This is a genomic window from Amycolatopsis sp. NPDC026612, assembly GCF_040638285.1.
Lineage (GTDB): Bacteria > Actinomycetota > Actinomycetes > Mycobacteriales > Pseudonocardiaceae > Amycolatopsis.
In genome coordinates, this window is record NZ_JBEZYB010000043.1 from 1 (window position 1) to 13,152 (window position 13,152).

A 13,152-nucleotide genomic window follows, 5' to 3' on the forward strand; every position below is an offset into this window, starting at 1 on the left:
GGCCCCCGCCGTCGTGGCGGGGGCCGGACCGGCACCCCTCGAACTCCTTCGGCCTGGTTCGGTGACGAACCCCCTCCGGGTGTGGAACGCGTGCGAATCCTTGTTCTCCGGCGAAGTGATCGCCCGTACCACCGAGCGCTCGGCCGGCCGGCCGGCTCCCGGCGAGGGGAGGTCCGGTCAGGGGACGAGCCGGTGCACCCCGACCAGCACCTGCTGCCAGACGGCGGCGGGATCGGCGCCCTGTTCGACCGACTTGAGCGCGGGGGCGATCACCGTCTCCTGGATCTTGCCGTCACCCGGCCCCTTGTACTGCGGCTTCCCGACCTTGCGGGCCTGTGCGACGAACACCTGCCCGCTGAGCGTGCCGCCGAAGTAGCTGTTCATCTCGCTGAGCAGGTCGGGGGAGGTGAAGGCGTCGACCTGGCTGGGGAAGTTCCCGCTCACCCGGAAGGCGTGCAGCTGCTGCTCCGGCGCGGTGAGCCAGGCGGCGAGCGTGGCAGCCTCCTTCTGGTGCGGGCTCGCGGACGGCACGGTGAGGTAGGAGCCGCCCCAGTTGCCGCCGCCGTCGGGGAAGGCGTCGGTGAGCGCCCACTTGCCCGCGTTGCCGATCCCGGCCTGCTGTTCGATGACGCCGAGCATCCACGACGGGCAGACCTTCGTCGCGAAGGTGCCGTTGCGCAGGCCGGTGTTGCCGTCGTCGGCGAAGGCGGTGAGGCCGGCCGACTGCCCCTGCTTCACCGCGGCGGTGACCTGGTCCCAGGCGTCCCTCAACGCGGTGTTCGTCTCGAGCGTCGAATGGTCCTCGCGGTCGAGGTAGCCGACCGGCAGCTGGTTGACCATGGCGTTGAAGATCTGCGCCGAGGAATCGAACCAGGCTTTGCCGTGGGAGTGTTTGACGTATTTCTCGCCGGCCTTGAAGAAACTGTCCCAGGTGGCGAACATCGTCTTCACCGAGCCGGGATCGGTGGGCAGGTCGGCCGTTTCGAGCAGGTCCTTGCGGTAGCACATGGCCAGCGGGCCGATGTCCGTGCCGTAGCCGACGAGCTTGCCGTCCTTGCTGCGGCCCGCTTCGTACTTCCACTCCAGCCACCGGCCGGGTTTCACGTCGGACGGACCGACCTTCGCCAGGTCGGCGAACTTCCCCGACTGCGCGAGGACGTCGGCGAGGTGGCCTTCCTCGACGGCCTGGATGTCGGCGAGGCCCTCGCCCTTCTGCAGCTTGCTCAGCAGATCCTGGTGGTACGGTCCGCCCTGCTCGGTCCGGACCTGGCGGATGGTGAGCCCGGGGTGGGTGAACTCGTAGCCAGGGATGAGGTCGTCGTACCCGAACTCCCCGAACGTCGAAATGGTGAGCGTGATGTGCTCCGGCGTACCGGGTCCGCACCCTGCGGCGAAGATGAGCAGGACGGCGGTGGCGGCGACGGCCAGCTGTCTTCGGATTTGCTTCATGCGCGCGTACTCCCCGTTCGCGACGCACTCCCGGCCTCCATTGGCTGGGAGCGCTCCCGCGGCGAGTCTTGTTTCCCGAGGTGGCGGGTGTCAAGGTCTGCGACCGGCGGTGTCCGGGTGGACACCGAACGCGGGCGGCCGTTCCTGTGGTGCGAAGAAGGGGTGCGATGAAGCGTCCGACGATCACCGACATCGCGCGGGAAGCCGGCGTGTCCAAGGGCGCGGTGTCCTACGCGCTCAACGGCCGCCCCGGCGTCTCCGAAGCCACCCGGCAGCGGATCACCGAGATCGCCCGGGAACTCGGGTGGGCGCCGAGCAGCACCGCGCGGGCCTTGTCCGGCGGCCGCACCGGGGCGACCGGGCTGGTGCTCGACCGGACCCTGGAGGTGTTCGTCCCCGCCCTGCTCGACGGGTTCGAGGGGGAGCTGCTGCTGCGGGTCGTTCCCGGCCGCGACGCCGCGGTGGCGATCTACCGCCGCTGGCGGGCCGAACGGAAGGTCGATGGCGTGCTGCTCACCGAGCCGGGGTACGCGGCGGAGCTGGTGCGGATCGGCCTGCCCGCGGTGGTGCTCGGCGGTCCGGGCGGCGTGCCGGGCGTGCCGTCGGTGCTGGTGGACGACGTCACCGGGGCACTGGAGGCGCTGGAGTACCTCGCCGCGCTGGGGCACCGGCGGGTCGTCCGCATCGCGGGCGCAGCTGTGTTCGCCGACCCCGCGGCGCGGAAGCGGGCCTTCACGACGGCGACGACCGGCCTCCCGCACCCGGGCACCGTCCACCCGGAACCCTCGGCCGACGCGATCCGGCGGGTGCTGGCCGCGCGCCCCCGGCCCACCGCGCTCCTGTGCGACACCGACGACCTCGCGGTGGCCGCGCTCGCCGCCGCGCGCGAACTCGGCCTCGCGGTGCCCCGGGACCTTTCGGTCGTGTCGTGGGACGACACCCCGCTCTGCCGGCTCGTCCGCCCGGCCCTCACGGCGATCCGGCGCCCGCTGGCCGAACTCGGCGCGCTGGCGGCCTCCGTCCTGCACGACGTGCTGGCCGGGGAACGAGCGGACGACGTGTGCGCCTCCCGGCCGAGGCTGATCACCCGCGGCAGCACCGGCCCGGCGAATTCGTGAAGGCCACCTCGAGGAACTCGACGTTCCCCGAGGCGGCCTTCACGAACTGTCTACTGGGGACGTTTCAGGTGCCCTGACAGGTCGGCGACGGCGCCGCGTTGCCTCCCGTGGTGTTCACCACCAGCCCGAAGGTGGTCTGGCCGTCGGCGGCGATCCCGCCGTTCCAGTTGGCGTTGCGGACCGTGACCGCGGAGCCGGACTGGCTCAGCGTGCCGTTCCAGACGCTGGCGATCGTCTGGCCCGCGGGCAGTGTCCACCCCGCCTGCCAGCTCCGGTACGCCGTGGTGCTGTGGTTCATCACCGTCACCGTGGCCTGGTAGCCGCCGCTCCAGGTGTTGGTGATCTCGTACATCGCCATGCACGAGCCCTGCGGCATGGGGGTCGTCGAGGTCGTCGGCGTGGTCGGGGTCGTGGGTGTCGTCGGGGTGGTGGGGGTGGTCGGTGTCGTCGGAGTGGTCGGTGTCGTCGAGGTGGTCGGGGTGCCCGGGTCCTTCACGCCGGTGACCTCGCCGTGCCCGCCGTCGAAGGTGACGTCCGAGCAACCGTAGAACGTCTCGGCGCTGTCCGAGCGCTTCCACACCGAGTAGATGATGTGCCGGCCGGACTTGTTCGACGGCAGCGCGCCGGTCCACTTGTACTGGCCGTCGACCGTGCCCACCTGGCCGGTCACCGGCGGGTGGTCCACTGTCAGGAACGGCTGGTCCTCCAGTGAATCCCAGGTCAGCGGCTGGTTCGGGTTCCAGCCGTCCTTGGTCACGTACGTGTAGAACCAGCCCGGGTGGGCGGCCCAGGCGTTGTACGAGAAGTCGAACTGGGCGCCGGCGGTGAGGTGGGTCAGCGGCCACGCGCCGACCCCGTCGAAGCCGGCGTAGTTCGGGTTCCCGCCGGAGCACAGCTTCCCGTCGGGGATGAACCCGCGGGTGCGCCCGGCGCCGTCGGAGCGCAGCACGGCGAACCAGTTGTACAGCGAGTTGGGACCGCTGACACCCACCGCGGCCGCGCAGGCCGGGTTGATGGGCTTGATCTCGCCGGTCGAACTGAGCCCGTCCTGCCAGCACAGGAACGTCCGGCTGCCCGGCTTCATCATGGCGCCGTGCGCCTCGGCCGTGCCGGTGCTGAGGAGGATGGCGGTCAGGCTCGCCAGCAGCACGGTGACGGCGGCGAGAATGGTACTTCGTCTCCTGGTCACGTCAGTCCCTTCATTGGGTTGCGTGCGTCGAAGACTGGGAGCGCTCTCAAGGTCAGGATACGCGGCGGCGGTCACTTCCGGAACAGCCCGCGGTGACCGAGGCGGGTGCCTTGGCCTACCTTGGCGTGGGCCCGCCGAACGGGCCGGCCCCGTGGGGAAGGGCCCCGTGGAGAAGGGCCCGTGGAGAAAGGCAGAGAGTGGACAGTCCGTCATCGGTTCCCGCCTGGGTGCGCGCCGAACCCGCCCGGCTGCTCGGTTTCGCCGCCGGCGCGGCGCACCCGGACGGTGGGTTCGCCTGGCTCGACGACGCCGGGCGGCCGGTGCGCGACCGGCCCGTCGAGACGTGGATCACCTGCCGGATGACGCACGTCTTCGCGCTCGCGTCGCTCCAGGGCGCCGACGTGGGGAAGCAGGTCGCGCACGGCGTCGCGGCGCTGACCGGCCCGTTGCGGGACCCGGAGCACGGCGGCTGGTACGCCTCGACGGCCCTGGACGAGAAGCGGGCCTACGAGCACGCGTTCGTCGTGCTGGCGGCCGCGAGCGCGGCCGCCGCGGGTGTCGACGGCGCGGAACCGCTGCTGGCCGAGGCCCTCGAAGTCGTCGAACGCCGGTTCCTCGAGCCGGGGCCCGGCCTCGTCGCCGACGTCTGGGACCGCGGCTGGACGCGCCTGGAGGACTACCGCGGCGCCAACGCCAACATGCACACCGTCGAGGCCTTCCTGGCCGCTGCGGACGTCACCGGCGACCCGGTGTGGACGGCCCGCGCCCTGTCCATAGTGGAGCGCCTGGTGCACGGCGAAGCCCGCGCGCACGGCTGGCTGCTCCCGGAGCACTACGACGCGGACTGGCACGTGCGGCTGGAGTTCAACCGCGCCGAACCGGCCCACCCGTTCCGCCCGTTCGGGGCGACCATCGGGCACCTCTTCGAATGGGCCCGGCTGGCCGTCCACCTCGGACGGGCGCTCGGGGACGGCGCGCCGCCGTGGCTGCTGCCCGCCGCGGCCGCGCTGTTCGGGACCGCTGTCCGGCACGGCTGGGCTGCCGACGGACGGCCGGGATTCGTCTACACCACGGACTTCACCGGGACGCCGGTGGTGCGCACCCGGCTGCACTGGGTGGTGACCGAGGCGATCGCCGCCGCGTGGACGCTGCACCAGGAAACCGGCGACCCGGCGTACCTCGCCCGGTTCGAGGAGTGGTGCGAGCACGCCGACGCCTGCTTCGTGGACCGCGAACTCGGTTCGTGGCACCACGAACTCGACCCGGACAACCGACCCGCCGCGACGGTGTGGGCGGGTAAACCGGACATCTACCACGCCTACCAGGCGACGCTGCTGCCCGCACTCCCGCCCGCGGCGTCGTTCGCCGGCGCGCTCCTGCGGCGCCGATAGACTGAGGCTCGCCGTCCCCCTTCCGACAAGGAGAACCATGTCGCCTTTCGTCGCGGCCGAAGACCGGTACGCGGGCATGCCGTACCGGCGGGCCGGGCGCAGCGGGCTGAAGCTGCCCGCCGTGTCGCTCGGCCTGTGGCACAACTTCGGGGACGACAAGGCCCTCGACGTCCAGCGCGCGGTGCTGCGCCGGGCGTTCGACCTCGGGGTGACGCACTTCGACCTGGCCAACAACTACGGCCCGCCGCCCGGCGCGGCCGAGGCGAACTTCGGACGGCACTTCGCCGCCGACTTCCGCCCGTACCGCGACGAGATCCTGGTGTCGTCCAAGGCGGGCTACCTGATGTGGAACGGCCCCTACGGCGAGTGGGGTTCCCGCAAGAACCTCCTGGCCAGTCTCGACCAGAGCCTCACCCGCACCGGGCTGGACCACTTCGACGTCTTCTACTCCCACCGCCCGGACCCGGAGACGCCGATCGAGGAGACGATGGGCGCGCTCGACACCGCCGTCCGCTCGGGGAAGGCGCTGTACGCGGGCATCTCCAACTACTCGCCCGAGCAGACCGCGGCCGCGCTCGCCGCGCTGCAGGAGCTGGGCACGCCGCTGCTGATCCACCAGCCGCGGTACTCGATGCTGGACCGCTGGGTCGAAGACGGCCTGCTGGACACCCTGGACGCCCACGGCGTCGGCTCGATCGCGTACTCGCCGCTGAGCCAGGGCCTGCTGACCGACCGCTACCTGGACGGCATCCCGGCCGACTCCCGCGCGGCCGGCGCCAGCCCGTTCCTCACCAGCGACCGGCTCACCGGGGAGACGCTCGCGACCATCCGGGCGCTGAACGACGTCGCCAAGCGGCGCGGGCAGACGCTGGCGCAGCTGGCCATCGCCTGGGTGCTCCGCCGCGGCCGCGTCACCTCCGCGCTGATCGGCGCGAGCAGCGTCGCACAGCTCGAGAACACCGTCGCGGCCACCGCCGACCTCGAGTTCGCCGACGAGGAACTGGCGGAGATCGAGCGGATCCTCAGCCGCTGACGCAGGCGGTCCCGTTCAGCGTGAACGCCGTCGGCGCCGGGTTCGAGCCGGTGAACGTGCCGCCGTAGGCGGTGTCGCCCTGGAAACTCGCTCGCCAGGGTGCCGGTGCTCATCAGGACGCCGGGGGCGTCGGCGAGCCGCCGCAGCGGGGTGGTCGCGGCCGCGGCGGCCGGCGCCACCACGGTCAGCGCCCTGGTCAGCAGCCGATTCTCCCCGAGCCCAGCGCCACGTCGTCGAACCACAGCGTGTCGGCGTCGCCGGCGTAGCTCTCCCAGCCGAGCCGCAGGTCGGTCAGGGCCGGGTGCCAGGCCCGGCCGAGCCACTGCTGGTCGATGTCGGGGGTCGGGACGCCGTCGACGACGAGCCCGGGCACCTCGGTGGAGTTCAGCCACGTCCGCAGCTGTCCCGCGCCGCCGTCGACCTCGAACTCGAAGCACGACCAGGTGCCGGTGGCCAGTGGGACGCTCTGGGCGACCCCGGCCGGGCTCTGCGCGGGCAGGGTCGCGTCGTCGGACTCGCGGTTCCACTGCAACGCCCGGTTCTGCCCGCCGGCCCGCAGGTCGCGGCCGCCGTCCGCGGTGTCGCGCATCGCCATGAAGGCGACGTGACCGGTGGGCAGCGGGGTTGTGTGGCGGACCCAGAACCGGCCGAAGAGCTTGCCCGAGCCGAGGCCGGTGAGGCTGGTGCCGAGGAACGCGTGGTTGCAGTAGCCACCCTGGCCGGTGACCTTGACCGAGCGCGAACCCGAGTGCGCGACCGAGGTGTCGACGGCGACCGTGCCGGTGCCCTGGCAGTTGGCCGCGCCGACGGTCCAGCGGCCGCCCGGGGTGCTGCCGGTCTGCTGCTCGAAGTCGTCGCAGATCGTGGCGCTCGAGCAGCCGGCCGGCGGCCCGGACGTCGTCGTGGTCGGCGTCGTCGGGGTGGTGGGGGTCGTCGGGGTGGAGGGCGTGATCGATGTGGTCGGGGAGGTCGGCGTGGTCGTGGTCGGGGGAGCGGGGTCGCCGCACGAGACGCCGTTCAGCGCGAAGTCCGTGGGGGTGGCGTTCGTCCCGCTGTAGGTGCCCTGGAGGCCGAACGAGACCGTGCCGCCGGCGGGCAGCGCGCCGTTGTAGGACAGGTTCTGCGCCGTGACCGCGGTGCCGGTCTGGCGCACGGTGGCGTTCCACGCCGACGTCACGGACTGGTTCCCGGCGTAGGTCCAGGTGAGCGTCCAGGACGAGGCCGCGGTGGCGCCGTTGGTCACCGCGATCTCCGCGGTGTAGCCGGTCTGCCACTGGTTGACGCGGTAGGCGACCGAGCACGCGGGTGCGGCGGTGGCCGGCCCGGCCACGAGGACCGCGGTGGTGCCCGCCGCGGCGAGGCAGAGCGCGGCGAGGGCGCCGGCGAACCTGTTCATCGGTTTCCTCCCGGGACGCGGACAGGGGCGCCGTGGCCTGCACCACGACGCCCCTGGGTGGTGGCCGCGTTCTGGCGAGGCGACCTGGCATGGGAGCGCTTCCAGCCGCGGGAAAGGTAACCCCCGTGTGTCGCCCTTGTAAAGACCCACCCGGACACGATCCGATCCGGTGGTCCGTTTTCCGGAGCCGGGCCGCCCGCGCGGTTCACTGAACACTCCTGAACGGCCGAACCCGTTGGGAGGCAGGACATGCCACTGTTGCGCTGCGCCACCGGCCCGCGGCGCCGGACGCCGCCGTTGGGGTGGATTCCGGAAAACCCGCACAAGATCACTTTGCGGGCCTCGGAGGTAAATAGTGGGAGCGCTCTCAGGTGATTCCTCTGCGCAGGAGGACCGGGCGCGGCCGGAAACCCTTGTTGCATCCTCAACTTCTCGGAAATCACACGGTTTTCCCTGCAGTGACGGCCTGGGCTGCCGCTGTCACGCTGCGGTACTGTCGTCCGCGTGCACCCGTACTCCGGAAATCGTTGGATGAACGATGAGTCGACAGGCCAAACCAGGGAGTAAGCCCTATCGTGCACAATTGCGTGACCGGCTGGCCGGCTTGGGGTTTACCCAAGAGGCGATCCCGGCCCAAGTGGCGAAGAACCTGATCGTCGAATGCCGCATTCCCCCGCGCACCGCGTGGCGGCTGGCGTCCGAGCTTTCGCTCGACGTCGCGGCGCACCAGTACAACGCCGTCACCGGCGACCCCCGCGCGGGCATGCGCGGCACCCGGATCTGGGAATACGAGCAGTGGCCCGAGCGCGGCGTCCGGCCCACCATCGCGGCCTTGCGAGTGCTGGCCCAGGTCTACGGCACCGGCTGGAAATGCCTGCTGGGCCTGCGTGACCTCGAACAGCTCCCGGCCAAGGACCTCGCCGAGTACCACGCCGAGGCGGACCCCGTGGCGGTCGCGGCGGCCGAGCCCCACGTGCCACCGCCGGCCCGCGCCGTCGCGCGCGTCGAGGCCCGGCCGGACGAGGGGGAGTTCGGGGCCGGTGCCCTCGACGACGCCATCCTGCTCACCAGGACCAACGTCGACGACGTCCAGCTCGACGACCTGTGGTCGGACCTCGACTTCCTGGGCGGTGCCTACACCCGGACCACCCCCGACTCGATCCTCGCCCAGCTCGCCGTGATCGAAGAACGGACCACGGCCCTGCTGAAGGGCCGGCAGCGGCCGAAGCAGACCCAGGACCTGCTGCTGATCGGGGCGAAGTCGAGCGCGATGATGGCCTGGATCGCGGGCGACCTCGGGCGCTACCGCCTCGCCCGCGAACTCAACTCCGCCGCCTGGCTCTACACCCAGTACGCCGACGACTTCCTCGCCCGGCGCTGGGTGCGCACGTCCCAGGCCCGCGTGGCGTTCTGGGCCGGCAACGGCATCGAGTCCGCGAAGCTCGCCGCCGACGCGCTCAGCTACCACGTGGGCGGGCGGCTCACGGACGCGCCGCTGATCCTCGCCGAGGCCCGCGGCTGGTCGTCGGTGCAGGCCGAGCGGCAGGTGCTGGACGCCATCGCGCGCTGGACCGTCGTCGAGAACCCGGACCTCGGCGCCGGCGGCGAGGACCGCTTCTTCAACATCACGAAGGACCGCCGGCACTACATGGCCGGCACCTCGCTGCTCTCGGTCGGGCAGGCCTCCGCCGCGCTGCGCGAGTTCACGACCGCCCGCGAGGCGTTCGAAAAGATGTCCCTGGAGGACCGCTGGGAGGCCATGGACCCGATGATCCGGATCGACACGGGCCGCGCGCACCTGCGGCTCGACGATCTCGAAGGGGCCGCGGCACAGGTCGAACCGCTCCTGAACGCGGGCGTGGGCAAACAGCCGGACATGGTGCGGGCCATGCTGAAGCTGATGGCGACCGAGCTGTCCGGGCCGCGCTGGCGCTCGGCCACGACGGCCCGCAACCTCGCCGAGGCACTCCTGGCCGCCCACGCCTCGGCGCGGCCGTGATACCCGACCCGACCCGGACGGAGGCGCCCGCAGTGGCACCGCACGATGTTTCGTGCCCCGAAGAGCCGTGCCTCGAAAAGCCGGGCGACGAGGCCTGGGCGTTCACCGGGCACACCCGGCGGGACGTCGTCGTGGTCGCCGACCGCTTCGCGCAGTTCGCCCGCGGGGACCGGGTGCTCACGATGACGGGCCTGCTGGCCTTGCTCGACGCCGACGGCCTCCGTGCGGTGGACGGCCACTGGGTCGTCCACGTCGGCCAGGGCGTCGACGCGACCGACGGCGACCTGCTCGAAGCCGCCTGCGACAAGAGCGAAGGCGCCGTACGCCTCGCGGATCCGGACACGTTCCGGCTGCCGCCCGAACCGCCGGGGATCGTCCACAAGGACCGGCCGGAGAACGTCCTCCTCGCCGGCGTGCACAGCCCGGCGCTCACGCACTGCCGGGCCGAGCTGCGGATCCACCGCGACAACGAGCTGGTCCTCGACCACCACACCGGCGAGCACGTGCAGGGCATCGTGATCATCGAGGCGATGCGGCAGATCTGCATCGCACAGTTCGAGACCGCGATCCGCCCGGGACTGACCCCGGCCGCGTACGCCGGGGTGTGGAAGCGGATCGACCTGTCCTTCGAGGACTTCCTGTTCCCGCTGCCTGCCACGGTCGAGTCGCTGATCGTCGAATCCGATCTCCGCCGGGAAACCAACCTGAAGTTCCGCGCCACCACCGCGATGCGCCAGCAAGGGCGCACCGTGGCCACCGCCGGCATCGAATACTCGATGATCGCGCAGGGGCGGGTCGACACCCTCGAACGCCGCAAGGCCGATCAGGCCACCCGGGCCTACCTCGGCTGAGCCGAGGCAGCCCCGCACTCCGGAAGGGAAACCACTTCACGATGTCCGACCTGCAGCAGCAGGACCGCTCCACGTCCTTCGCCCAGGGCCTGAAACTGATCCAGCAGCTCGGCGGAGCGGACCGGCCGGCCGTGCTGGACCTCTTCGAGAGCATCGGGGAGGCCGAGTTCGGCGAGCAGTGCGTCGGGTTCATCTACGGCGACGTCTACCACCGGCCCGGCCTGCCGCTGCCGGAGCGGCAGCTGGTCACGGTCGCCGCGCTCACCGCCCTCGGCTACGCGGGTTCGCAGCTGCAGTTCCACGCCAAGGCCGCGCTCAACGTCGGCTGCACCCGCCGCCAGCTGATCGAGGCCGTGATCCACGTCAGCTCCTTCGCCGGGTTCCCGGCGACGCTCAACGCGCTGACGGCGCTCAAGGCGGCCTTCGACGGCCTGCCGGACGATGAGCCGCCGGCCGAGGAGGTCCCCGCCGTGCCGTGGGCGGGCATCGAGGACCGCTACGAGCGCGGCCTGGCCGCGATGCGGGCCGTCGACGGCGAGGCGGGCGAGAAGGTCGCCGCGGCGCTGCAGGACATCGCCCCGGACCTGGCCGGCTACATCGTGGAATTCACCTTCGGCGAGATCTACACCCGGCCGCACCTGAGCCTGCGCCACCGCGAGATCGTCACCATCGCCGCGTGCGTGGCGCTGGGCACCGCGCTGCCGCAGCTGAAGGTGCACATCCACGGCCTGCTCAACGTCGGCGGCACCGAACGCGAGGTCGTCGAGACCGTGCTGCACCTGGCGTTCTACTGCGGGTTCCCGGCCGCGCTCAACGCGATCGCGGCCGCACGGGAAGTGTTCGCGCAGCGGTGACCCGGCTCGAGAAGCTGCGCGTGGTCGCGCTCGACTGCGACGGCGTGCTCATCGACGACACCTACCTGGCCATGATCGCGCGGTTCGTCACCGACCACGGCGGGGTGTACGACACCGCGGCCGAGCGGGACGTCATCGGGCTGCGTGACATCGTCGTCGCCGAGAAGGTCACCGCACTCTGCGGCCTCGACCAGCCGGCCGAAGAGACGTTGAAGCAGCTGTGGGCCGCGCGGCAGGAGTACCTGGCCGAGCACCCGATCCGCGTCGCCGAGGGAGCGCGGGAGTGCCTGGAGGCGCTGGCGCAGCTGCCGGTGCGGCTGGTCTGCTACGGCGGGCGGACGCGCGAGCACACCTTCGATCGGTACCTCGGCGGCTTCGTGGACCTGCTCGACCCCGAGGTGCCCTACGTGAGCATCAACGAGCACCGGCCGGGCGTCGACCACATCGCCCGCCGCGTGCTCGGGGCCGGCTTCGACGAGATCGTGTTCGTCGACGACGTCAGCCGGGTGGCCGAGGACGCCCGCGCGCACGGCGCCGGGTTCGTCGGGTTCCCGTCGAGCCCCGCCCACGCGCGCCAGCGGGAGTTCATGGCCGCCGGCGGCGTCCGCCACTTCGCCGCCTCGCTCGCCGAACTGACCCCGGAACTCTTCGCGATCGTCGACGGGGAGCTCGCGACTTCGACACACTGGCCTCGTCGAGGAGTTTCCGCACCCTTGGAGCCGCTGTGAAGTACTTTTCCCTGCCCCGGCCCGGCGCCGAGCTCGTACTGGGCGAGCGAGACGTTCCCGAACCCGGCCCCGGACAGGTCCTGGTCCGGATGCGCGGGTGGGCGGTCAACGCCCGGGACCTGATGATCCTCAAGGGCTTCTACCCGAAGCCGGTGAAGCCGGACGTGATCCCGCTGTCGGACGGCGCGGGCGAGGTCGTCGCGGTCGGGGCCGGAGTGCGCGCCTGGGCCGCGGGGGACCGGGTCGCGGCGACGTACTTCCCGCGCTGGCTGTCCGGTCCCGGCACGCCGGAGAAGACCGAGGACGACCTGGCCGGCACGCTCGACGGCGTGCTCGCGGAGTACGCCGTCTTCGCCGAAGACGCCGTGGTCGCGGTGCCCGCGCACCTCGACTACGCCGAAGCGGCGACGTTGCCGAGCGCCGGCGTGACGGCGTGGCGGGCCGTCGTCGAGGAAGGCGGGCTGGTCCCGGGGCAGACCGTGCTCACCCTGGGCAGCGGTGGCCTCTCCACGTTCGCGCTGCAGTTCGCCGCACTCGGCGGCGCCCACGTCGTCGCGACGTCGAGCTCGGACGAGAAGCTGGAGCGGCTGCGCGCGCTCGGCGCGGCGGAGACGGTCAACCACGAGACCGTCCCGGAGTGGGGCGCCGCCGTGGCCGGGCTGACCGGCGGCGGGGTCGACCACGTCGTGGACGTGGGCGGGGGTGGCACGATCGGCCAGTCGATGATCGCCGCGCGGTACGGCGGGCACGTCAGCGTGGCCGGCGTCCTGACCCACGAAGGTGCCGCCGACCCGATCCTGGTGCTCGTCAAGCAGCTGACCCTGCGCGGCCTCACCAACGCCTCCCGCGAGACGTTCCAGGCGATGAACCGGGCCATCGAGCGGACCGGCCTGAAACCGGTGGTCGACCGCCGGTTCGCCTTCGACGAGGTCACCGACGCCTTCAAGCACCTGGAGTCCCGGACCCACGTCGGGAAGGTCGTGCTGGAAAGCGCCTGAGCGCCCGCACCCGGCCCGGGTAACTTTTGCGGTCCCGGATGGGTATTTTCGCCACCCCGAGACGGTGTTCGGGCAGCTCAGCGCGGGTTTTCCGAGGCGAAAAAGTCCCCTTTGGGCAGGAATGGCGGCTGTCGTCGCCAACGGGA

11 protein-coding genes are annotated in these 13,152 nt (G+C 71.9%); 8 read left to right on the forward strand and 3 right to left on the reverse strand.

Annotated elements, in window-relative coordinates; all coding sequences use genetic code 11:
* Positions 1–177: 177 nt before the first annotated feature.
* Positions 178–1,449, reverse strand: coding sequence for an ABC transporter substrate-binding protein (locus tag AB0F15_RS30085; RefSeq protein WP_360277455.1), 1,272 nt, complete (start codon positions 1,447–1,449; stop codon positions 178–180).
* Between the two features lie 167 nt (positions 1,450–1,616).
* Between AB0F15_RS30085 and AB0F15_RS30090 the strand changes: the two genes are divergently transcribed.
* Complete coding sequence (locus AB0F15_RS30090) at positions 1,617–2,567, forward strand: LacI family DNA-binding transcriptional regulator (RefSeq protein ID WP_360277458.1); 951 nt, start codon at positions 1,617–1,619, stop codon at positions 2,565–2,567.
* A gap of 64 nt (positions 2,568–2,631) precedes the next feature.
* Here AB0F15_RS30090 and AB0F15_RS30095 read toward each other — a convergent pair whose 3' ends face one another.
* On the reverse strand, positions 2,632–3,756 hold the full coding sequence (locus AB0F15_RS30095; RefSeq protein ID WP_360277460.1) for a lytic polysaccharide monooxygenase: 1,125 nt from the start codon (positions 3,754–3,756) through the stop codon (positions 2,632–2,634).
* Between the two features lie 197 nt (positions 3,757–3,953).
* Between AB0F15_RS30095 and AB0F15_RS30100 the strand changes: the two genes are divergently transcribed.
* Positions 3,954–5,147, forward strand: coding sequence for an AGE family epimerase/isomerase (locus AB0F15_RS30100; protein WP_360277463.1), 1,194 nt, complete (start codon positions 3,954–3,956; stop codon positions 5,145–5,147).
* A 37-nt stretch (positions 5,148–5,184) separates the two neighbouring features.
* Positions 5,185–6,180 carry an aldo/keto reductase gene (locus AB0F15_RS30105; protein ID WP_360277465.1) on the forward strand — a complete coding sequence of 332 codons (996 nt, stop codon included), beginning with the start codon at positions 5,185–5,187 and terminating at the stop codon, positions 6,178–6,180.
* A gap of 196 nt (positions 6,181–6,376) precedes the next feature.
* On the opposite strand, the gene AB0F15_RS30110 is transcribed toward AB0F15_RS30105, so the two are convergent.
* Complete coding sequence (locus AB0F15_RS30110; protein ID WP_360277468.1) at positions 6,377–7,576, reverse strand: cellulose-binding domain-containing protein; 1,200 nt, start codon at positions 7,574–7,576, stop codon at positions 6,377–6,379.
* 583 nt (positions 7,577–8,159) lie between these two features.
* Between AB0F15_RS30110 and AB0F15_RS30115 the strand changes: the two genes are divergently transcribed.
* From AB0F15_RS30115 to AB0F15_RS30135, 5 genes are read left to right on the forward strand one after another with little or no spacing between them, the layout of a single operon-like run.
* Positions 8,160–9,575, forward strand: a complete 1,416-nt coding sequence (locus AB0F15_RS30115; RefSeq protein ID WP_360277470.1) for a hypothetical protein — start codon at positions 8,160–8,162, stop codon at positions 9,573–9,575.
* Between the two features lie 32 nt (positions 9,576–9,607).
* On the forward strand, positions 9,608–10,426 hold the full coding sequence (locus AB0F15_RS30120; RefSeq protein ID WP_360277473.1) for an AfsA-related hotdog domain-containing protein: 819 nt from the start codon (positions 9,608–9,610) through the stop codon (positions 10,424–10,426).
* A 41-nt stretch (positions 10,427–10,467) separates the two neighbouring features.
* Positions 10,468–11,280: a carboxymuconolactone decarboxylase family protein gene (locus AB0F15_RS30125; protein ID WP_360277476.1), complete on the forward strand. Its 813-nt coding sequence runs from the start codon at positions 10,468–10,470 to the stop codon at positions 11,278–11,280.
* On the forward strand, positions 11,277–12,008 hold the full coding sequence (locus AB0F15_RS30130) for an HAD family hydrolase (protein ID WP_360277478.1): 732 nt from the start codon (positions 11,277–11,279) through the stop codon (positions 12,006–12,008). The genes AB0F15_RS30125 and AB0F15_RS30130 overlap by 4 nt, the downstream gene beginning before the upstream one ends.
* Positions 12,005–13,006, forward strand: a complete 1,002-nt coding sequence (locus AB0F15_RS30135) for an NAD(P)-dependent alcohol dehydrogenase (protein WP_360277481.1) — start codon at positions 12,005–12,007, stop codon at positions 13,004–13,006. The genes AB0F15_RS30130 and AB0F15_RS30135 overlap by 4 nt, the downstream gene beginning before the upstream one ends.
* Positions 13,007–13,152: the final 146 nt, after the last annotated feature.